This window comes from Alteromonas sp. KUL17 (assembly GCF_006538305.1).
Lineage (GTDB): Bacteria > Pseudomonadota > Gammaproteobacteria > Enterobacterales > Alteromonadaceae > Alteromonas > Alteromonas macleodii.
In genome coordinates this window covers 70746-91273 of sequence record NZ_BJKJ01000018.1, presented here as the reverse complement: position 1 = coordinate 91273, position 20528 = coordinate 70746, and the positions used below count along the sequence as shown (strand labels likewise).

Below are 20528 nucleotides of genomic sequence, written 5' to 3'. Positions count from 1 at the left end.
GTTTAACCACGGTGAGGAAGTGGTGGACGCTACTGGGCTTGAACCAGTGACCCTCGCCTTGTAAGGGCGATGCTCTCCCAACTGAGCTAAGCGTCCATATTTCTTTAAAGCTTGCCTAAGCAAGTGGGGCGGTATTATAGAGTCGGTTCCGTTAGTGTCAACAATAAAATTAAAGAAAAATGACTGTGTGGCCGAATTTTAGACACTCTGGCTGCATCTTAACTAAATTGATGAAAAGAACAGCGTTTTTAATCGCGTTTTGAATCCATCGATAGACAAAAACTGCAGCGTGGGTTTACACGAAAAAGCTGGAGCTTGGGTGGACAGACACTCGCTTCTTACTAAGAGTTGAAATAGAGGTTGGCTGGAATTGAAGTGGACAGTCACTTATTTACCACAAACATATAATTAGAATTGAAGTAGACAGTCACTTATTTACCACAAACATATAATTAAATTGGCCTCGCACAATGGGGCTTCACACAATGGACACACACTCATTTTTTTAAAAGAAGAAATGGCAAACAAGGGCAAAGTGCAAGCGCAAAGTGGATACCCACTTATTTTTTTCATAGCTTAACGCTAGTAAACCTAACCAAATAAAAGTGGTGCTTACTTTATTCTTGAAATATCAATTGAATTACCAAGTGGACAGTCACTTAGAAAACACGCAACGAAAAAACAAAGGAGAGAAGGAGAAAGGACAGGCACTTACGTAAACCTGATAAAGTGCGTGCAGAATCTTTTTATTTAAAGTACCTGGTCTTTTCGGACACACACTTACTTTTTTAGAGTTTTTTTCAGTTCTGGCACTCTTTGAGCGTTAGACTTTTCTGAGTGTGTGTCCACTTCAGTAAGAAATGAATTTTGAAAAAGTGGGCTTCAACAATAAGTGTCTGTCCACTTTATAGCTCACTTTCTTCGTACCATCTAAACTACTTCAAGGGATTTCTTTTTCCTTCTATTCTTATCTTACTTTTGAAGTCGCGCGGACACTGGTAGAATGCGCCCAACTTTAGAAATACATTAACAATAGAGAGTGACCATGTCGGTTGTTACACGATTTGCACCCAGCCCAACAGGCTATCTTCACGTTGGCGGCGCACGAACTGCGCTTTATTCTTGGCTTCTTGCTAAAAGCAAAGGCGGCGAGTTTGTTCTTCGTATTGAAGATACAGATATCGAGCGTTCAACTGAAGAAGCAAAGCAGGCCATTCTAGACGGAATGCAATGGTTAGGTTTAACGTGGGATACGGGGCCAATCTATCAGACTGAGCGGTTCGATAGATATAAAGAACTTATTCAGCAGCTTTTGGATGAAGGTAAAGCGTATAAATGCTTTATGAGCTCTGAAGAGTTAGATGCGATTCGTGAAGCGCAAAAAGAACGTGGTGAGAAGCCTCGCTACCCAGGTACGTGGAGAGACAGAACGGATCATCCAGAAGGTCAGCCTTTTGTTATCCGCTTCAAAAACCCTTTAGAAGGTAAAGTGGTAATCAATGATCACGTGCGTGGAAAAATCGAGATTAGCAATACTGAGCTAGACGATCTTATTATTCAGCGCTCTGACGGTACCCCTACATATAACTTCTGTGTAGTTGTTGATGATTGGGATATGGGTATTACTCACGTAGTTCGTGGTGAAGACCATATTAATAACACGCCACGTCAAATCAATATTCTTGAAGCGCTTGGTGCACCTGTTCCAGAATATGCTCACGTTTCTATGATTTTGGGTGATGACGGCAAGAAGTTATCTAAGCGTCATGGCGCTGTAAGCGTGATGCAATATCGCGATGATGGTTTCCTACCGCAAGCTGTGCTTAATTACCTTGTTAGGTTGGGGTGGTCTCACGGCGACCAAGAAATTTTCTCAGTTGATGAAATGATTGAGAAATTCAGCTTAGATGCCATTGGGCAATCTGCATCGGCATTTAACACAGAAAAGCTAATCTGGTTGAATCAACACTACATTAAGACATTACCAGCAAGTGAAGTTGCGTCACACGCTAAATGGCACTTTGAAGAGTTGAATGTTGATTTAACGACAGGCCCTGCGCTCGAATCTATTATCGCTATTCAGGCCGATAGAGTAAAAACGCTTAAAGAATTAGCTGAGATTTCTACGTACTTTTATCAAGACTATGAAGATTTTGATGCGAACGCAGCGAAAAAACACCTTCGTCCAGTCGCTCGCGGCCCATTAGAGCTTGCTAAAGATAAATTAATGGCAATTGAAGAGTGGAACCCAGAAAATATTCAGGCTGCTATAAATAGTACAGCCGAAGAATTGGAAGTGGGCATGGGGAAAGTAGGTATGCCGCTGCGTGTAGCTGTGACAGGTGGTGGTAATTCACCGTCGTTAGATATCACGTTGAATCTTATCTCAAAAGAGAAAATTGGCGAGAGAATCGACAAAGCGCTTACTTTTATAGCAAACAGAGAAAATTCATAAAAAAAGCGTTGACATGACACGGGGGGGATGCCTAGAATGCGCCCCGCTGTCACGGAACAGTCACACAAAATGACTGGTACCATGATGGGGCCATAGCTCAGCTGGGAGAGCGCCTGCATGGCATGCAGGAGGTCGGCGGTTCGATCCCGCCTGGCTCCACCAAGTCACATTGAGATGTGGTTTGATATAGGCTGAAGTTGTTAACGCAGCTTCGGACTGAAAAATTCGAAAATTTAGTTTCGAAGAAAGAATTCAGTCCCCTTCGTCTAGAGGCCTAGGACACCGCCCTTTCACGGCGGTAACAGGGGTTCGAATCCCCTAGGGGACGCCATTTTATCGCGTCACAGTCGATTAAAACTGTGAAATAGGCTGGAGTTGATTATTCAACTTCTGACTGAAAGTTTCGGTAGGGTAAGGTCGCTCAGTTCGCTGACTCACTTTTCCTAACTGAAATCTCGAAAGCGTAGCTTTCGAAAGAAAATTTTCAGTCCCCTTCGTCTAGAGGCCTAGGACACCGCCCTTTCACGGCGGTAACAGGGGTTCGAATCCCCTAGGGGACGCCATATCGAAAAAACCAGCCATTCGGCTGGTTTTTTGTTTCTGGCTTAAAACTTTGTGGACAGACACTGCAATTAAATCTGTAAGCAAATAGATGCAAAGCCATCTTAAGAAAGCTTCAGTGGACAGACACTCTTCTTTCCCTCTTTAAACCATCTACCTAGACATACACCGATCATTTTCATCGGAATTTGCAATTCTTACAAAAGAGGCGTCAACACCTTCGCGCAAGTACTTTTCAGAGGTTCAATGCGTAAAGAACTCATGTCACAACCCTTTAAGAAACTTTTGTGTGATAGATACGTGAGCTTGTTGAACTGTTATGATCTAAAAAATACAAAAGAGGTGTTATATGCAGAATTATCCAATTGGAACTCCTGGTGAGCCGTGGGGCGAAGAAGAAAAAGCCCAATGGAAAGCACAGCAGACTGTGAAAAGAAGTTATCAGGAAGAAGTACTTAATAAACTCTTCAACATTATCCCTGAAGGCTTTGAGTTAAAGCAGTATGGCGCACTTCCTTATGATACAGCGCGTTACCCACTATATGCTGTAATTCCCAAGAGTTTTGACGCTGAAAAGCCGTCTGCACTCGTTACAGGCGGTGTTCACGGCTACGAAACTAGTGGTGTGCAAGGAGCGCTTCAATTTATTGAAACAAAGTTGGCTCAGTACGCAGAGCAAGTAAATATAGTTGTGGTGCCATGTGTAAGTCCCTGGGGATACGAGTCGATAAATCGATGGAACCCAATGGCATTAGATCCGAATCGCTCGTTTTACAGTGATTCTCCTGCACCAGAGTCTGCTCAGCTTATGCAATTAGTATCTGATTTAGCGTTATCTCTTACGCTTCATATTGATTTGCACGAAACGACAGACACGGACAATAGTGAGTTTAGACCAGCACTGGCTGCGCGGGATGGGGTGACCCATGATAACTGGAACATTCCAGATGGTTTCTATACGGTTGCTAATACTCCAAGCCCCCAAATAGAGTTTCAAAAAGCAGTTATTGAGGCTGTGAAAAAAGTAACGCATATCGCACCGGCCGATGAAAACGGAAAGATTATAGGTGCAGATGTGGTGAGTGAAGGTGTAATTTGCTATGACAAGAAGTCGTTGTACCTTTGTGGAGGTATGACAGATGCTAAGTACGTCACAACTACAGAAGTCTATCCCGATAGCGATAATGCGACACCCGAAAATTGCAATGATGCTCAGGTGGCCGCAATTTGCGCTGCACTCGATTATTTAAATTAGACGCTTGAACGTTTAGACGTCTAGATGTATATTTGAGCCTCTTTTTTAGGAGGCTCTTTGTGTTTACTTATTCTGCGGTTATTTACGACGGTAAAAAGCAAAATTTAGTGAGGTATGACTGTGGGACAGACACTGAGTTTTCCTCATATCTTGAATCGCGCTTTGGTTGTCATGTCTGTTTGTGGTCCAATAAAGAGCTATCAGAAACTACAATGGCAGCTATCGCAGCTTCGCGAGTACAGAGTAAAAAAGACGGTCTGGATAAAACAGAAGCTTTATGAACTTAATTTCCCCATGTGTAGCCTTGTGCAAATTAACCGAAGAAGACATTTGCATTGGGTGTAAACGTACGATTGAAGAAATCATTAATTGGCGGACATACACCGATAATCAAAAGAAGGCCGTATTCACTCGCCTTGAAAATTTAGAAAAGGAAGCCGCTACCCAGTTACAGCCTCGTAAATAGGCTAAGTGCGAACTTCTATCAAGAACTTTCTACGTATGGACAGACACACAAGCTTTTCTATTCGTATAGAATTAGAAGCCTGCATCACTCCCACATGAAGTAAAGTGTCTAGCGGACAGACACTTACTAGATTTAAACAGCTGCAATTTAAAACCACCTTGAATGCACCTTAAGTAGACAGTCACAGAAGTTGAAAAACTAAGCATCAAAGCCTGGCTGATATAAGTGCTTTTTGCTAAACTCCCGCGCCAATTTTATGTTCTATTAATCTGAGACGTTTGCAATGAGAGTAATGCTTGCCCCTATGGAGGGCGTTGTCGACCACTTAATGAGAGATATGCTCACTCGCGTGGGTGGTTTCGATCAGTGTGTTACTGAATTTGTAAGAGTGGTCGATCAAAAATTACCAAAGAAAACGTTTTATAGACTTTGTCCTGAGCTTCATAATGGCGGCAAAACTCCGGCAGGTGTGCCTGTCCGAGTTCAATTATTAGGACAACATCCACAGTGGCTTGCAGAGAATGCACAAACAGCAATAGAGCTGGGCTCTCCTGGTGTTGACCTAAATTTTGGTTGCCCTGCCAAAACAGTTAATAAGAGTAAGGGCGGGGCGGTTTTGTTGAAAGAAACCCAAACCCTTTATGACATTGTGAAAGCTGTAAGGGACGCTGTTCCTGCAGAAATCCCAGTTTCAGCCAAAATCAGACTAGGTTTTGAAGACAAATCTTTAGCTATCGAGAATGCTATAGCTATCACTGAAGCGGGCGCTTCTGAGCTCGTTGTTCATGCGCGGACCAAAACGGAGGGATATAAACCACCGGCTTATTGGGACTGGATAGCGAAGATAAAGCAACACACCGATATTCCACTTGTTGCAAATGGTGAAATTTGGAACGCTGAAGACGCTAAGCGATGTCAGAGCCAATCAGAGTGTACCAACCTTATGATTGGACGAGGTGCATTGGCAATGCCTAATTTGGCGCTGAGTATTAAAGAGGGTGTAGCACCTATGCCATGGTCTGAACTGGCTGCTTTGCTGATTCAGTACTCTGGCTACGAAATTTTTGGTGATAAGGGCAAATATTACCCCAACCGAATTAAGCAATGGTGCGGCTATCTGAAAAGACAATACCCTGAAGCTGAAGTTCTGTTCAACGACATAAGGCGCCTAACGAAATCTCAGGACATTGTTGATGTGCTTGCACGCCAAGCCGATATTTAGCCAGGTACTTTTGCAATGGTGTTAGAGGTTCACGACAGATACCTTTGAGCATTTGCAACGTTTGGGCGGCATGCTCTTTGGCAGCATCTGGCGAAATTCTCCATCATCTCAGGGCAACCGACAGGCCCAGTAAAAAGTGTTTCAAAATTACTAGTTACTAGCTGCCAGTTCTCTTTTGTCATTCCAAGCTTACTTAACAAGCGGTTAGGAAGCTTTGGGACTTTGCAGGTATCCTTATTACTCTCCGCATTCATCGTATCAGTGATAAGCTGCAAATAATCGGTAAATGCGAAGGGCAACGGCACGGTGTTCTTGTGGTGACTATCGCTAAAGGGCATCAAAAACTTAGGCGTTTTATTCGAGCGTTTGGCATTCAAGCGATATTGGATACTCGTATGGTGAGAGTTGCTTAGCGTCGTCGCTATTTTTGCTCGAATGGGATTTAAATCGACGTAAGCCATTACACTGGCCAGTGCTTTCTTATCGAGTATAGCTTGTGACCTAAACCTTCTCTCCCAGAAATAGCCCTTACATTCATCTTCTTTGTTAGCTCTTCGAGCAATATATTCATTGAGCATACGCATAAACCAGCTGATGCTTTGAAGTCGCTCTCGATATAAAACAGATAATGATTTCAATTCAGCAAGTTCTTCTGACGTTACAGAATCAAAGTTTTCTAAATATCGCTGCACTACGGGCGGGCATTTATAAAACATCCTCCACCGAAGCAAGACCTCATCCATCGTCCAGCCTTCAGCTCTGCCTTTTGCTATATGCAAGACCACATGAATGTGATTGTGCATAACAGCGTAGGCGCATAAGTCGATGGCAAAAGCTTGAGAAAGCTTATGGAGCCTGTCTTGAATCCACTTTCTTCTATGCTCATAGTTTATGCCAGTGCGGGCATCGCGACCACAAAGGTAAGATTGCCTCACGCAGCGAGAAATGCAGTGGTAATAAGGTGTAACATCAGTATTTATTTGCTTGTATCGAGGTAGAGGCATATCCGTATCCCATAGTTATTTATTGACATTATGAGATTTACGGCGTCAATTTTAAGTGGTCTTTGGGACAGTTTTAGGAGGAGATTACTTCCAATGAGTGCACTTTCAATCAAATATCATAAAGAGTCTCAGTTGAAGTTAGATAATTAGAACTGAAAATCTTGGACAGACACTCGAGCTTAATAGCGGATAGACATTCATCGTTGCATCAAACAGATTAAAAAGAAAAAGGACAGACACTCTTATTTAGTAAGTGTCTGTCCTTTCTAATTTCTCTCTAATTCCCTTATTTAGCACATGCGCCTCTGCTTACTAGGAGACTAGACAATAATCTGAACGAGTGTCTGTCCCCAAAAGTTTTCAATAAGAGGGAATTTAAACGTATACATCAACTCTAGAACCCACACGCCCATCGTTAGTGCTTGAGGTCTGCTGTGTGCTCTGAAGCTGAGTCTCGCGACTTTCTTGCACATTACGGGGCTCAACCTGTTGAGTAGGTCGCTGCGGCGATTCTAAGACAGTGGAAACAGGAGACGAATTAACAGAAGAAACGTCCATAAACAAACCTCGCATTTAAAAAATCACTTGATAAGATTAGCACAATTATTGAGCGCTAAGAATTAAACTTCTTAAGTGTCTGTCCATAAAATTAGCGATCAAAGGCTGTGCCTCAGCATTTGGATGAATACCATCGTTTTGCATTAAGTCCTTATTTAGCGCTATTTCTTCAAGGAAAAATGGAATTTTTTGAACGTCCTGAGCTTCCGCTACTTTATTGAAGTTTTGAGTAAACATCTGCGTATAGCGCTTGCCATAATTAGAAGGAATTTGCATTTCTTGCAGAAACACTACGGCATTACTCTCCTTCGCAACACTTACCAGCGAATCTAAATTATCCCTAATCTTACCGATATTATGGCCCTGAAGGCCGTCATTACCGCCCAGTTCAATCAATACATGGGTAGGGTTGTGTTGCTCTAATAAACGGGGAAATCGCGCTAAACCGCCGTCAGTAGTCTCTCCGCTTACCGCAGCATTTACAATATCAATCGGAATGTTGTCGTCTTGCCACATCTTTTGTAACAAACTGACCCAACCCTCATGTTGCTGTAATCCATAAGCCGCGGATAAACTGTCACCTAAGATAAGTAAAACCGCATTTTCGCTTGTGTCGCTCTGCTCGGCTTGATCTGATAGCGCTTGAAAGGGTATTAAAAGAATAAGTAAAAAAGCGAACAAATAACGAAATTTAACAAACACGAATTGATGACCTCTTATGATAAAAGCTAATGCTGTAACCAAAGTAGTGGATACGAGTGAAGGTTCACTGCAGATCCTTCGTCCTATTTCTTTTGAAGTCAAGTCTGGTGAGTCCGTTGCCATTATTGGCGCGTCCGGCTCGGGTAAGTCAACCCTTTTGGGCTTGTTGGCAGGGCTTGACCAAGTTACAGAAGGGGAAATTTTCTTAGATGGCGAAGCTCTTCACAGCATGAATGAAGAAGAGCGCGCGATTTTAAGAGGAAATAAAGTAGGCTTCATTTTCCAAAGCTTTATGTTAGTTCAAAGCTTAACAGCCTTAGAAAACGTGATGCTACCGGCAGAAATTGCAGGGCTTGATAACCCAAAGGCACTAGCTTTGGATATTCTAGAGCAAGTCGGATTGAAACATCGCGCACACCACTTCCCTAATCAGTTGTCGGGGGGCGAGCAACAGCGCGTTGCCATCGCGCGAGCATTTATTACCTCTCCCAAAATACTTTTCGCCGATGAGCCTACCGGCAACCTAGACGCCAAAAATAGTGAAAAAATCGAAGCGCTGTTGTTCGAGATGAATAGAGAAAAAAGGCACAACTCTCGTACTCGTAACTCATGATAACGAGCTTGCGGAACATTGTGACAGGCAACTCACTATGAATGCTGGCGAATTAGTTGAAACAACTGGCGCGAACACAATGAATAAGAAAGAGGCGGTTTAGATGTCGACGTCTTTTAATTTAGCTTGGCGGCTTTTCAAGCATGAGGCTAGACGTGGTGAACTGACCATCATATTGCTGGCCATTGTGCTATCTGTGGCCGCGGTGTTGTCGCTGTCTCTTTTCAGTGAGCGTTTACAAGGCGCACTAAAGTCTCGGTCTGCGGCCTTCATTGCAGCAGATGCTCAACTTCGCTCAGACGATCCTATAAACGAAGAGTGGTTAGCTAGAGCTCGAGAAGAGGGTCTTGCGACGGCAAAGCAGGTAGCAACACGTTCAATGGTGTTTAGAGGCGACGAGATGTCGCTTGTTGATTTACGAGCTGTGAATGACGCTTATCCACTGAAAGGGACAGTCAATATTACCGACCAGCCTTTTGGAGAAAAACGCAATACTGCAGAATTACCTCAGTCTGGGGAAGCATGGGTACAGTCTCGGCTTTTTCAGAGCTTGGGGCTTTCTATTGGCGATAGTATCGAAATTGGTGATGGAACTTTTACCGTCACCCATGTGCTGGTAGATATTCCAGATGCTGGCTTCAGCGTGTTTAATACCGACCCTATTGCGCTGATTAACTTAGATGACTTGGAAAAAACTGCGATAACCGGGCCAGGAAGTCGCGCTCGTTATGTGGGCTTTTTTGCCGGTGATGCGGGTGATATAGAAAGTTTCAATACCTGGTTATTGCCCCAACTAAACGATGACCTACATTCGTGGCGGACAGTCGAAGATGACGAGTCAGCGATAGGACGTTCTGTCGCAAGTGCTGAGCGCTATTTTCTGTTGGCAAGCTTGTTAGCAATTGTACTAGCAGCAGTTTCCATTGCCGTTGCTGCTCAGCGTTATGCTCAACGTCACTTTGACCCTGTGGCAATAATGAAGACCTTGGGGGCAACAAGCAGCACCATTCGAAAAGTCTATTTGTTCCAGATTTTATTTATCACTGGGCTTGGTATTTTTATTGGCCTTGTTATTGGTTTTATTGGTCAGCAAGTGGTGGTTTCACTTGTAGCGGACAGAGTGGATGTGTCTCTTGACGTGTGGCATTGGCGGCCGCTTTTAATCGCCGTTGCTACAGGCGCTACGTGTGCATTGCTTTTTTCCTTATATCCGCTTTTGCAGCTATTTTCAGTTCCTCCGCTTCGCGTATTAAGAAAGGACATATCAGCGAATTTACGTTCCAGAAGCATTCAGTTCGTGGCTTCCGGTGGCGCAATATTCTTACTGATGTGGATGTATAGTCGAGATTTAAAAATTAGCGCTATTCTTTTCGTTTCTGGCGCTGCGCTGGTGCTTGGATTGCTTGGTGCTACGTATATCTTAATTGCTGTGGGACGCAAGTTGGGCAGTGGAAGAATGGGGGCGTGGCAGTTGGCATGGGCACGTATTAAGCGACGTGCAATGGATAACAGCGTACAGCTTATTAGCTTCTCTGTCACCATTATGTTGCTTTTAGTGGTGTTGGTAATGCGTAACGATATGGTTTCGCAATGGCGTTCGCAATTACCCGAAGGTACACCCAATTACTTCTTAATTAACATTACGCCGGATATTCAACCCGAGTTGGACAGACACTTCGCTGACAATGGCGTAAAAATTGAAGAGTTTTATCCTGTCATTCGAGGCCGATTTGTTTCGGTAAATGGAGAAGGGGTAAACACCGAGGTTTCTAAAGAAGATGAGCCGAATCGAGAAGGCCGAAGAGGTTTAGGCAGAGAAGCAAACCTAACTTGGAGCAACGCGCTTCAAAAAGAAAACGAGGTCATTGACGGGAACTGGCATGGCGATGAGGATAAACACTACAGCGAAGGATGGTTCCCGGTTTCCGTTGAAGAAGGCGTTGCAGAAAGGTTGAACATTAAAATGGGCGATCGGCTTACTTTTAATGTGGGCAGCGAGATTGTCGAAACGAAAGTAACGAGTATTCGTACTGTGAATTGGCAGACTATGCAGCCTAACTTTTTCTTCGTTATTCACCCTGAGGCAATGGCCGCATTTAGCCCAACTTATATTACTAGTTTCTACCTTCCCACCGAGAGAAAGGCAGAGTTAACTAACCTACTTAAACCGTTTGCATCAATAACTATGTTCGACGTTGATGCTCGAATTAATCAGTTGCGAGAGATTGTGGATCAGGTGTCTGTTGCCGTTGAATTTATTTTGGTGCTGGTATTGTTAGCGGGCAGTCTGGTATTGATTGCACAAGTACAGGCGAGTATGGATGAACGCAGACAGGAAATAGCCATACTTCGGACGCTCGGTGCAAAGGGGGCGTTGATAAGAAAAAGTGTTATTTTTGAGTTTGTTATTATTGGTGTAGTAGCAGGCTTTATGGCAGCAATGGCCAATGAGTTGAGCCTTTATTTACTTCAAACCTCTGTATTCCAAATGGAAGCAAGCTTACACCCTGAATATTGGGCAATAGCGCCAAGCGTTGGCGCTGTCGTTGTAGGCATATTAGGTGCGTTTGGGTGCTGGCGTTTGCTTACACTTAATACCAGTCAGATGCTGCGGAATATGGTTTAGGTATTGTTGCGTTAGTTTAAAATGCGCTTTAATACAAAACGGACAGACGCTCGGTCAAGTGCCGTTTAGATTTAGGGCAGTGGACAGTCACTCAATTCAAATGAGTGTCTGTCCACTGTGCATTTCACAGCAAAGTTCACTAATTACAAAGGAATGGTTTTCGCGAAGAGTTTGAGAAGTGCTCTGGTTTGATAGTAAATAGATGTTTTTGAGGCCTGCGACTAAGCAAAGTGCCTCGCGATAATGTTGTGCAATAAATGTGGACACACACTTGCTTAGCAATTCAAGTGACTGTCCACAAGGCACGTAGCTAATTTCAGTAATTCATTTAAGCGCGATATATCTCTCTTAGCGCCTCGTCGATAGAAGGGAATTCAAAACTGAAGCCGGCGGTAGTAAGCTTTTGAGGAATGACTCTTTGCCCCTCAAGTATCATCGTCGACGATTCGCCCATTGCTATTTTCATAACAAAGCCCGGGACATTGAACAGGCAAGGGCGGTTAAGTGATTTTGCGAGCGCTTTAGAGAACTCCTTGTTCGTCACTGGTTCTGGTGCCGTTAAATTAAATGCACCAGAACATGCACTATTCTCGAGCAAGAAGGAGATAGCACGCACCATATCTTGTAAGTGGATCCAGGCCAAATACTGACTACCACTCCCAAGTGTACCTCCGGCCCCCAATTTAAACGGTAGTGCCATTTTCCCTAACGCTCCGCCTTTTTCGGTGAGAACTACACCAGTTCGAAGCGTTACGACACGTGTCTTAGCTTGATCTACACTTTGGGCAATAGTCTCCCATTTAGCGCACAGTTCATGGGTGAACTCGTTATGAGGAGGAGTTTCTTCAGTTACAAGCTTGTCTCCTTGATTGCCGTAGTAACCAATCGCGGAGCCCGATAAGAAAACAGGCGGAGGCGCATCACAACTATTTATTTTTGAGACTAGCTCAGAAGTGATGTCCCAGCGGCTATTGCAAATTATTTTCTTTTGAGTGTCTGTCCAGCGCTTATCGGCGATAGGCTCACCAGCTAAATTAATTACTGCGTCGAAACTTTCAAAATTTTCTAACGAAGAAACGTTCTCGACGATTTTGACGTTATCCCCCAATTTGCTCTTTGCCTTTGCAAAACCGCGAGAAATCACCGTGAATTCATGTTCATGTGAATATTGACGAATAAATTTGCTTCCTATCAGCCCTGTTCCACCGGTCAAAAGAATGTTCACAATTAGCTCCTCGAGGTATGACCTTATCCCGTCTTATTGCAAGATAGTGTCAGGGACACGGAATCAGAAAATCTAAGGGCATGTGGCTTATCGACCTCAACCTCAGCGTAGCGCACCGAAGAATGTTCTGCGGCAATGCTTAGCACATCGGCGGTAAGTTTTTCCAGAAGAGAAAAACGGTTGTCCTCTACAAGCTTGATGATTGCCTTTGTAATCGTTTTATAGTTAAGCGCATCACTCATATCGTCGGTGTTCGTCGCTTTTTCAGCGTCGTAATCAATTTTCACGTTAACAACAACGTCCTGCTTGTTTTTATTTCATCTTCATTGATGCCAATGTACGTGCGTAGTCTTAAGTTTTTAATTTTAATAGTGGCAAGATTAAAGTTCATTGAAGTCTCTTGTTTGTAGTTGTTTATAAGTCGTTGTAAAGTGTTGTCGTTTCAGCCAGGAATGTAGCACAAAATGTCAATGGAACTACGCTCGCCAACAGCAAAAATTCTAATCGTTTTAGCATGTTTAGTAGTGGTAATGGCTGGTATTAAAGCCGCCAGTACGATCATGGTACCGTTTTTTCTCTCTATTTTTATAGCGATCGCGTGTAGCCCAATAATACGTTGGACCTCGAAATTTGGCGTGCCTAAATGGCTCTCTATAACTTTTGTTATACTGCTTATCGTTGTTTTTGGTTTTCTTTTAGCTGGCTTAGTTGGCCAGTCTATGACCGAGTTTCGAGAAAATTTGCCAGAATATAGAAGTAAGCTTGATACAGAGTTTGCCTGGGTTGTGTCCAAATTGGCTGAATTTAATATTCACATCAATAGAGAGTTAATCGCTTCGCACCTTGATCCAGCAACGGCTATGTCTGTAGCAACAAATTTCATCAGCGGGATGGGCGGCGTACTTTCAAACCTTTTCCTTATTCTTCTTACTGTCATATTCATGCTTTTTGAAGCAGACAGTATTCCACGCCGGTTGCATATTGCGCTTGCTGATCCTGGAATGAAGCTAAAGCATATCGACAGATTTATTCGTTCTGTGAACAGTTACTTAGCGATAAAAACTGTGGTCAGTTTAGGGACAGGTTTAATTATTGGCATTTGGTTGTATGTGATGGGCGTCGATCATTTCATGCTTTGGGCTGTCTTGGCGTTTATGCTCAACTTTATTCCTAACATTGGATCTATTATTGCCGCTGTGCCAGCTGTACTCATCGCATTTGTTCAGCTTGGTCCAGCCTCAGCAGGTTTTGCAGCGCTTGGCTTTGTGCTTGTTAATACCATCATGGGTAATATGGTGGAACCTCGATTGATGGGTAAGGGCATGGGGTTGTCTACGCTCGTAGTATTTCTGTCTTTAATATTTTGGGGTTGGTTACTAGGTACAGTCGGGATGCTGTTGTCTGTGCCTTTAACCATGGTAGTGAAAATCGCATTAGAGTCTCGAGAAGAGAGCAAGTGGCTTGCAGTGTTGTTGTCGAGTGAAGGTGAGAAGTCTGTGTCGTAACTTAGTGGAAGTAGAAAGTGGACAGACACTTGTTTGTGAAAGTCGATAGTGGACAGACACTCAATCGATTTGAAAAAATCTCTCATTGGTCTCTAGCTAAACAGTCAATTGAGAATGTGTCAGTCCCCCAAAAACTTTTGGGCAAGATTAAGTGTGTGTCCACTTTCCACACGCAGCAAATTTTTGCAGGAACTCAAGTGTCTGTCCACTTTCATACTTGAGCAATTGAAAGCTCAAGGGGTTAACGATCATGCACAAACTTCGTTGTACTTTTTAAAGCACTATTCGTGATTGGGAAATTGAATAACGATACGAGCACCGCCAAGCGAACTGTCCTCGATGAGCATTCTACCTTCGTAGATTGAAACTAAATCGGCCGCCAACGCCATGCCTATTCCGTGGCCGTCGGTATAGGTATCAAGTCGAGTTCCTCGCTCTAACAAAAGTACCTTTTTGTCGTCAGGAATACCAGGGCCGTCGTCTTCTACTTTAATTGCTAGCCAACCAGCACGCTTCGTCACTGATACGATAATTCTATTGTTCGCTGCTTTACATGCATTGTCTAAAAGATTGCCACAAAGTTCCATAAAGTCGGTCTCGTCTCCTTTAAACTGAACCTCCTCATCCAGTTCAAATTCAATAGTAAGGGCTTTATCTTGGTAGACCTTGTCCATTGCATCGGCAAGCTTGTGCAAAATGGGTAATATATCGATAGCGTGTTGCCAGCCAGATTTTCCAGCACTCGCTCTTTTCAACTGACGTTTAATGATTCGGTCAATTTGTTGTAATGCTTCGTTTACCTCAGTAGGTAAATCGCTAGTGCCCGATGCTACTGCCAAAGGCGTTTTCAAACTATGTGCTAAGTCTCCTAAACTGTTTTTATATCTCGCCCTCTGGGCGGCCTCAGTTTGAAGCAAACCATTAATGGATTGTTTTAAGGAATCGAATTCAACGGGATAGCGTGATTCTAACTGGCGTTTATGTCCACTTGAGGCTTGTGAAATTTCGTCAATTAACTTCCTAACAGGAAGAAGTACTAGGCTAATCCCGATAATAATAAAAATTAGGAGCGCTATACAGAGCGTGAAAATCCACTGCCACGTCGTGTCTAAGAACGTATTCCGCTCTGCTTCAAAAAGTGCTTTATTGTTAAATATATAAAACCGAACAGGCTCGAAGTCTCTACTTGAAGCAAATTCCGCAGTAAAGGCGTATACAAAAAACTCGGAATCTTCTTCAAACTTAGGTGTATGAGAATCCAAAAATAACTCGTTACCGACTGCAACGTCTATCTCAGGTGGTGAAAAGGTATATTCAAGAGCTGAGGCTGACTGCCAAATTACTTCGTCTCGAAACACAATCACGCCAAGATAACCTGATCCCGGAAGGTTTAACTGCTCTTCGTATAAAATTTCAGGCATATAGGGCAGGTCGCCATCTAACTCGAAAGCCGATAACAGACCTAAGTTCATCAACCTAAGCTCACTCATCTTGGCTTGCGTAAGGCTATCAGTATATGCCTCGTCTAAAATGACAACAGTAAAGGGCGCAAATAACGCTAGAAGAACAATCGCTAGAAAGATACTCCGAAGACGTAGCGACAACTGCCTCATAAACTTCTATTTATCCTATAGCCTCTACCTCGAAGGGTTTCGATTGGCTTTAACTCACCGGTTGGGTCCAGCTTTTTCCGCAGTCTTCCCACGAAAACCTCTATGACATTACTATCTAAATCGAAATCTTGGTCATAAATGTGCTCGGTTAGCTCTGTTTTTGAGATGACCTTTTGCGGGTTAAGCATAAGGTACTCCATGACTTTGTATTCGTAAGCTGTTAGATCCAAAGCTTGACCGTTTAACGATAGTTCTTCACTAACGGTATCCAGCGAGATAGGGCCGAACTGAATGGTTGGGTTCGCTTGTCCTGAAGCTCGTCGAATTAGTGCTTTTGCTCGAGCAAGTAACTCTTCGTTATGAAAGGGTTTGGTGAGGTAGTCATCGGCTCCGACATCAAGGCCTTCCACTTTCTCTTGCCACCTATCTCTAGCAGTTAAAATGAGTATAGGGCAGGAAATATCAGCTTGACGGGCTTTTCGTATAACCTCAAATCCGTCTAGCTTTGGCATGCCGATGTCGACGATAGCCAGGTCATAGCTATATTCTTTAATGAGAAAAAGCGCGTGCTCACCATTATCTGCGAGGTCTACGCTATAGCCATTTTGCTGAAGGAGCGCATCAAGCTGGGTTAATAATCTGCTATCGTCTTCGGCTACGAGGATACGCATGTTAGTCCTTATCTTTATTTGTTTTTACCTTGCCTGAGCGTTTGTCTACATCTACTGATACTACTCGCCCTGACTTTTTAAGTACTTTTACCCGGTAGTTTTTTGAGGTCTGTTCAACTTTTAAGACGCGTCCATTTACAGCAACGCGAGCACGCTCAGCAGCTTCGCTTTTTGATATATCGCCGCCAGAGTCTTGAAACGCCAAAGCTGGCGCTGTGTTAGACAAAGCTAACACTAAACAAACTACTGCAACACGAAGCGATAATTTCATACAACCTCACAATTATTATCCCACTCAGGCCAAACTACAGATAAGTATAACTTGGTTAACTGAACCGATTCTGAACTGGGTTTAGTCTACCTTGCGGAGCAAAAGCTGTATATAAGCCTTAAGTAAATGGCATTTACGAAAGAGCAAATATTGTGGACAGACACTTAGTTGCTAAGAGGCCACAAGTCAAAATGAGAGTGTCTGTCCACAAGTCTATTTCTAAGCTTCAAAGTGACGCATATATTTAAGTGCTCTCGTTAGTAAGTCATATTGAGTAATCTTTACTCCTACTTTGAAAAAGTGTCTGTCCACTTTGTTGATTGTTATTAAGGGGGACCAATGTTTATTGTGCAAACGAATGACTGTCCACGGTTTTTGTAAATTAGTTCACAACGCTCATATGGATGTATGAGTGTGTGTCCAAAGCTGTACCTAACTAGTGTGTAGTGAAGAGCTTACATTTCTCAATAACTCTTTTAGCAGCTGAGCGGGGTGATATTGACTTTTCTGGCATGCCACGTGCGAGGAATAAGCTTCAGATGAATCAATAAAATGAAAATAAGGCGTTTAGTTCAACTGCTCCATTCAATAGTAACGTCGGACTGACACTTATTTTCAACAAGGAGGAGCTATGTCTAGCGATATTAAGAAAACAATGTGGAAAGCAATGTCAGATAGTCCAAAAGTCATGGTAAGTCTGGTAGGCGAGGATATGCATGCCGAGCCTATGTACGCCCAGCTTGATAAAGACGCTGATAGCGAGTTTTGGTTTTACACTAGTCGAGACAACCGCATTGCTAAAGGTGGAAAAGCCATGGTTCATTTTGCATCCAAAGGTCATGATGTATTTGCTTGTATACGAGGCAACCTCACTGTTGAATCACGTAAAGAGGTGATTGATAAATACTGGTCTAATCCAGTAGAAGCATGGTTCGAGAAAGGTAGAGATGATCCTTCTTTATTAATGCTTCGCTTCGAACTTATAGATGCAGAAGTGTGGGATGCAGACCCTTCACTCAAAGGCATGTTTAAAATGCTTACTGGTAAAACGGTAAAACCAGAAGAGATGGGTGAACACGAGAAGGTCAAACTTTAAACGCAGCATTTTGGGCCAATTTTATGGCGAAGCTTGGAGGCGCTGGGACACCTACTCAGAGGAGCGAGTGTCTGTCCACAAGGGATTGTTTATTGCGATTGTTGGCTGATTATTAAGTGACTGTCCATTATCAACCAAATGAAGCTTGGCAAACAATTACGAGTGTGTGTTCTCATTAGTTTAGTAAATAAGTGACTGTCCACACTAGTTGACGAGTGTGTGTCCTCATTAGTCTAGCAAGTGAGTGTCTGTCCACACTAGTTTAATAGATAAGTGTTAGCTTCATTACTGTTGAAGCAACAAAAAAGCCCCTTAAAACCGGAGCTATTCGATCTTAAGGGGCTTTCGTTATTTATCGCAGTTTGTTACTTAGCGTTTAGCTAAAAATTAAGGCAAAACCCTTTTGTAAGGTTTAACTACAACACTTTCGTAAGCACCTGCTTCGATGTATGGATCAGCATCTGCCCATGCTTGGGCGTCCTCTAATGAATCAAACTCTGCTACCACTAGCGAGCCGGTAAAGCCAGCTGGGCCAGGATCTGGGCTATCTACAGCAGGGAAGGGGCCTGCCATAACTAAACGGCCCGCATCTTTTAATGCATTCAAACGTTCAAGGTGAGCAGGTCGCGCCGCTAGGCGTTTTTCTAGACTGTCCGCTACATCGGTTGCACAAATCATATATAGCATACGTTTATCCTTTTGCCGTAGCTGCTTTCATGTTTTCAACAAAGCTGCCGAGCTCGCTTAGCATTTTGTGACTGTCCGATAAATTGGCTGCGATAATATTCACTGTCGCCGAGCCTGAAATTGCGCCAGCGGCACCTGCGTCAATAGCAGATTTAACCTGTTCAGGTGTAGAAATACCAAAACCTAACAATGCTGGTGCTGCTTTGTGCTTATTCAAGCGCTCAATAAGCTCTGAAGCAGGCACGTTTGCGGCAGTTTCTGCGCCAGTAACGCCCGCACGACCCAGCAAATACGTGTAACCTTTCGAGTATTCCCCGATTTTTTCCATGGTTTCGTCAGTAGCATTAGGTGGAGCAATCAGAATTTGTGAAATGCCAGTGGCTTCGGCTGCTTTTTGAAAAGGTGCCGCTTCGCGAATAGGAACGTCGGCAACCAAAATTGAGTCAACGCCTGCCTCTTGTGCTTTATTGTAAAAGTTCTCAATACCTTGGGCCATTACTAAGTTGCTGTACAGTAGCAAGCCGATAGGCACATTAGGATATTTTGCGCGAACACGTGAAATAACACCCAAGCAATCTGCTACCGTCACCTTATTATTTAACGCGCGAATGGCTGAAGCTTGTATTGTGGGGCCATCAGCGATGGGGTCAGAGTAAGGTATACCTAACTCAAGTGCGTCAGCACCGCTTTCTACTAGCTGGCAAATAATGGCTTCAGATTGCGCTAAATCGGGGTCACCAACCATTACGAAAGGTACGAAAGCGCCTTGGTTCTTTTTATCAAGCCCGGCAAACATTTGTGCATATCTATCCATTATAAATCGTCCCCTAAAATGTTGATAACGTGCGCTAAATCTTTGTCGCCACGACCTGATAAGTTAACTACGATGATGGTTTCTTCTTCCGCTTCATCTGCCATATTAAGCGCGTGCGCTAAGGCATGCGACGATTCAAGGGCAGGAATAATACCTTCTTTTCTTGCAAGCAATTGGAATGCGTTCAGCGCTTCTTCGTCGGTGGCGGCCACGTATTCCGCTCGGCCAATGTCGTGAAGATAAGCATGCTGAGGGCCAACAGCAGGGTAGTCCAGACCAGCAGATACTGAGTAGCTCTCTTCAATCTGGCCTTCTTTGTCTTGCATGATAAAGGTGTAAGCGCCGTGAAGAATACCTTTTGTACCCGTCACGATAGTTGCGCCGTGCTCTTTGGTGTGCACACCTTTACCCGCAGGCTCAACGCCAACTAGGCGTACAGATGGCTCATCAATAAAGTCTGCAAACATACCGATAGCATTTGAGCCTCCGCCCACACATGCTACTACGGCGTCAGGTAAGCGACCTTCTTTTTCCATAATTTGTGCACGAGTTTCTTCACCAATCATACGGTGATATTCACGAACAATAGTCGGGAACGGGTGTGGGCCCGCGGCTGTGCCTAACAAATAGTGCGCTTTATCATAGTTTGCCGACCAGTCGCGCATGGCTTCGTTTACGGCATCTTTAAGCGTACCAGAACCGGCATTTACAGGAATAACCTCTGCGCCCATAAGCTTCATACGGAACACGTTTGGCGCTTGACGCTCAACGTCTTTCGCCCCCATGTAAATACGTGCTTTTAGCCCCAACAATGCACATGCTAACGCGGTGGCAACACCATGTTGGCCCGCGCCTGTTTCGGCAATAACTTCTTTTTTACCCATGCGCTTGGTAAGTAGCGCTTGGCCTAACACCTGGTTAGTTTTGTGAGCGCCACCGTGTAGTAAGTCTTCACGCTTTAGGTATAACTTCACCTTTGGGTTACTTACCAGATTGCGAGTTAACGTCATTGACGTTGGGCGACCGGCGTAGTCTTTTAACAGAGATAAAAACTCTTCGTTAAATGTCGGGTCGTCCTTGGCATCCAAAAATGCTTTTTCCAGTTGGTCTAGTGCTAGAATAAGTAGCTCGGGCACGTACATGCCACCAAATTCACCAAATTTTGTATCTAACTGGTTCATTAC

The 20528-nt window shown here is 43.7% G+C and carries 17 protein-coding genes, 4 tRNA genes and 2 pseudogenes; 11 read left to right on the top strand and 12 right to left on the bottom strand.

The window, feature by feature from the left end; all coding sequences use genetic code 11:
• Positions 1–20: 20 nt before the first annotated feature.
• Positions 21–96, bottom strand: a tRNA-Val gene (locus KUL49_RS15210).
• A 949-nt stretch (positions 97–1045) separates the two neighbouring features.
• On the opposite strand from KUL49_RS15210, the gene gltX reads away from it, so the two are divergent.
• The 7 genes from gltX to dusC all read left to right on the top strand — a co-directional run bounded on the left by gltX (position 1046) and on the right by dusC (position 5959).
• Positions 1046–2455: a glutamate--tRNA ligase gene (gltX, locus tag KUL49_RS15205; protein ID WP_014948924.1), complete on the top strand. Its 1410-nt coding sequence runs from the start codon at positions 1046–1048 to the stop codon at positions 2453–2455.
• Positions 2456–2541: 86 nt separating this feature from the next.
• Positions 2542–2617, top strand: a tRNA-Ala gene (locus KUL49_RS15200).
• A 93-nt stretch (positions 2618–2710) separates the two neighbouring features.
• Positions 2711–2786, top strand: a tRNA-Glu gene (locus KUL49_RS15195).
• A 156-nt stretch (positions 2787–2942) separates the two neighbouring features.
• Positions 2943–3018, top strand: a tRNA-Glu gene (locus KUL49_RS15190).
• Positions 3019–3365: 347 nt separating this feature from the next.
• On the top strand, positions 3366–4271 hold the full coding sequence (locus KUL49_RS15185; protein WP_049586858.1) for a M14 family metallocarboxypeptidase: 906 nt from the start codon (positions 3366–3368) through the stop codon (positions 4269–4271).
• A gap of 277 nt (positions 4272–4548) precedes the next feature.
• Positions 4549–4737 (top strand): DUF1289 domain-containing protein, encoded by a 189-nt coding sequence (locus KUL49_RS15175; protein WP_039230420.1) that lies wholly within the window; start codon positions 4549–4551, stop codon positions 4735–4737.
• A gap of 283 nt (positions 4738–5020) precedes the next feature.
• The gene (gene dusC / locus KUL49_RS15170; protein WP_069944020.1) at positions 5021–5959 is read left to right on the top strand and encodes a tRNA dihydrouridine(16) synthase DusC; all 939 of its coding nucleotides are present in this window, start codon (positions 5021–5023) and stop codon (positions 5957–5959) included.
• A 29-nt stretch (positions 5960–5988) separates the two neighbouring features.
• Here dusC and KUL49_RS15165 read toward each other — a convergent pair whose 3' ends face one another.
• From KUL49_RS15165 to KUL49_RS15155, 3 genes are all read right to left on the bottom strand, one after another.
• Positions 5989–6963 carry a transposase gene (locus KUL49_RS15165; protein ID WP_131137830.1) on the bottom strand — a complete coding sequence of 325 codons (975 nt, stop codon included), beginning with the start codon at positions 6961–6963 and terminating at the stop codon, positions 5989–5991.
• Positions 6964–7338: 375 nt separating this feature from the next.
• A complete protein-coding gene (locus KUL49_RS15160) occupies positions 7339–7521 on the bottom strand; it encodes a hypothetical protein (protein WP_131137829.1) in 183 nt (60 codons plus the stop codon).
• Between the two features lie 45 nt (positions 7522–7566).
• Positions 7567–8223, bottom strand: a complete 657-nt coding sequence (locus tag KUL49_RS15155) for an arylesterase (RefSeq protein WP_049586851.1) — start codon at positions 8221–8223, stop codon at positions 7567–7569.
• A 16-nt stretch (positions 8224–8239) separates the two neighbouring features.
• On the opposite strand from KUL49_RS15155, the pseudogene KUL49_RS15150 reads away from it, so the two are divergent.
• Together KUL49_RS15150 and KUL49_RS15145 are read left to right on the top strand one after the other, a co-directional pair.
• Positions 8240–8939, top strand: a pseudogene (locus KUL49_RS15150) (ABC transporter ATP-binding protein).
• Positions 8940–11462 (top strand): ABC transporter permease, encoded by a 2523-nt coding sequence (locus tag KUL49_RS15145; protein WP_131137828.1) that lies wholly within the window; start codon positions 8940–8942, stop codon positions 11460–11462. It begins immediately after the preceding pseudogene.
• Between the two features lie 328 nt (positions 11463–11790).
• On the opposite strand, the gene KUL49_RS15140 is transcribed toward KUL49_RS15145, so the two are convergent.
• Positions 11791–12687 carry a TIGR01777 family oxidoreductase gene (locus KUL49_RS15140; protein ID WP_131137827.1) on the bottom strand — a complete coding sequence of 299 codons (897 nt, stop codon included), beginning with the start codon at positions 12685–12687 and terminating at the stop codon, positions 11791–11793.
• Positions 12688–12710: 23 nt separating this feature from the next.
• Positions 12711–13078: pseudogene (gene folX / locus KUL49_RS15135) on the bottom strand (dihydroneopterin triphosphate 2'-epimerase).
• A gap of 73 nt (positions 13079–13151) precedes the next feature.
• On the opposite strand from folX, the gene KUL49_RS15130 reads away from it, so the two are divergent.
• Entirely contained in the window at positions 13152–14192 is a 1041-nt protein-coding gene (locus KUL49_RS15130; RefSeq protein ID WP_101563957.1) for an AI-2E family transporter, read from the top strand.
• 281 nt (positions 14193–14473) lie between these two features.
• Here the strand turns inward: KUL49_RS15130 and KUL49_RS15125 are convergent, their stop codons facing one another.
• Genes KUL49_RS15125 through KUL49_RS15115 form a run of 3 tightly spaced genes read right to left on the bottom strand, consistent with a single transcriptional unit; the run spans position 14474 to position 16747 of the window.
• A complete protein-coding gene (locus KUL49_RS15125; RefSeq protein ID WP_131137826.1) occupies positions 14474–15805 on the bottom strand; it encodes an ATP-binding protein in 1332 nt (443 codons plus the stop codon).
• Complete coding sequence (locus KUL49_RS15120) at positions 15802–16476, bottom strand: response regulator transcription factor (RefSeq protein WP_131137825.1); 675 nt, start codon at positions 16474–16476, stop codon at positions 15802–15804. Before KUL49_RS15120 ends, KUL49_RS15125 begins: the two co-directional genes overlap by 4 nt.
• Before the next feature lies 1 nt (position 16477).
• Entirely contained in the window at positions 16478–16747 is a 270-nt protein-coding gene (locus KUL49_RS15115) for a PepSY domain-containing protein (RefSeq protein ID WP_014948937.1), read from the bottom strand.
• A gap of 631 nt (positions 16748–17378) precedes the next feature.
• Here KUL49_RS15115 and KUL49_RS15110 point away from each other — a divergent pair.
• A complete protein-coding gene (locus KUL49_RS15110; RefSeq protein WP_131137824.1) occupies positions 17379–17843 on the top strand; it encodes a pyridoxamine 5'-phosphate oxidase family protein in 465 nt (154 codons plus the stop codon).
• A gap of 387 nt (positions 17844–18230) precedes the next feature.
• Here the strand turns inward: KUL49_RS15110 and KUL49_RS15105 are convergent, their stop codons facing one another.
• From KUL49_RS15105 to trpB, 3 genes are read right to left on the bottom strand one after another with little or no spacing between them, the layout of a single operon-like run.
• On the bottom strand, positions 18231–18530 hold the full coding sequence (locus KUL49_RS15105) for a YciI family protein (RefSeq protein WP_131137823.1): 300 nt from the start codon (positions 18528–18530) through the stop codon (positions 18231–18233).
• A gap of 4 nt (positions 18531–18534) precedes the next feature.
• Complete coding sequence (gene trpA, locus KUL49_RS15100; RefSeq protein WP_131137822.1) at positions 18535–19344, bottom strand: tryptophan synthase subunit alpha; 810 nt, start codon at positions 19342–19344, stop codon at positions 18535–18537.
• On the bottom strand, positions 19344–20525 hold the full coding sequence (gene trpB, locus KUL49_RS15095; RefSeq protein ID WP_131137821.1) for a tryptophan synthase subunit beta: 1182 nt from the start codon (positions 20523–20525) through the stop codon (positions 19344–19346). The genes trpA and trpB overlap by 1 nt, the downstream gene beginning before the upstream one ends.
• Positions 20526–20528 lie beyond the last annotated feature (3 nt).

Excerpts from the sequence above, each read along its gene's own strand:
- gltX (WP_014948924.1), top strand. The coding sequence starts at position 1,046 with ATGTCGGTTGTTACACGATTTGCACCCAGCCCAACAGGCTATCTTCAC.
- KUL49_RS15185 (WP_049586858.1), top strand. The coding sequence starts at position 3,366 with ATGCAGAATTATCCAATTGGAACTCCTGGTGAGCCGTGGGGCGAAGAA.
- KUL49_RS15175 (WP_039230420.1), top strand. The coding sequence starts at position 4,549 with ATGAACTTAATTTCCCCATGTGTAGCCTTGTGCAAATTAACCGAAGAA.
- dusC (WP_069944020.1), top strand. The coding sequence starts at position 5,021 with ATGAGAGTAATGCTTGCCCCTATGGAGGGCGTTGTCGACCACTTAATG.
- KUL49_RS15165 (WP_131137830.1), bottom strand. The coding sequence starts at position 6,963 with ATGCCTCTACCTCGATACAAGCAAATAAATACTGATGTTACACCTTAT.
- KUL49_RS15160 (WP_131137829.1), bottom strand. The coding sequence starts at position 7,521 with ATGGACGTTTCTTCTGTTAATTCGTCTCCTGTTTCCACTGTCTTAGAA.
- KUL49_RS15145 (WP_131137828.1), top strand. The coding sequence starts at position 8,940 with ATGTCGACGTCTTTTAATTTAGCTTGGCGGCTTTTCAAGCATGAGGCT.
- KUL49_RS15130 (WP_101563957.1), top strand. The coding sequence starts at position 13,152 with ATGTCAATGGAACTACGCTCGCCAACAGCAAAAATTCTAATCGTTTTA.
- KUL49_RS15125 (WP_131137826.1), bottom strand. The coding sequence starts at position 15,805 with ATGAGGCAGTTGTCGCTACGTCTTCGGAGTATCTTTCTAGCGATTGTT.
- KUL49_RS15120 (WP_131137825.1), bottom strand. The coding sequence starts at position 16,476 with ATGCGTATCCTCGTAGCCGAAGACGATAGCAGATTATTAACCCAGCTT.
- KUL49_RS15115 (WP_014948937.1), bottom strand. The coding sequence starts at position 16,747 with ATGAAATTATCGCTTCGTGTTGCAGTAGTTTGTTTAGTGTTAGCTTTG.
- KUL49_RS15110 (WP_131137824.1), top strand. The coding sequence starts at position 17,379 with ATGTCTAGCGATATTAAGAAAACAATGTGGAAAGCAATGTCAGATAGT.
- KUL49_RS15105 (WP_131137823.1), bottom strand. The coding sequence starts at position 18,530 with ATGCTATATATGATTTGTGCAACCGATGTAGCGGACAGTCTAGAAAAA.
- trpA (WP_131137822.1), bottom strand. The coding sequence starts at position 19,344 with ATGGATAGATATGCACAAATGTTTGCCGGGCTTGATAAAAAGAACCAA.
- trpB (WP_131137821.1), bottom strand. The coding sequence starts at position 20,525 with ATGAACCAGTTAGATACAAAATTTGGTGAATTTGGTGGCATGTACGTG.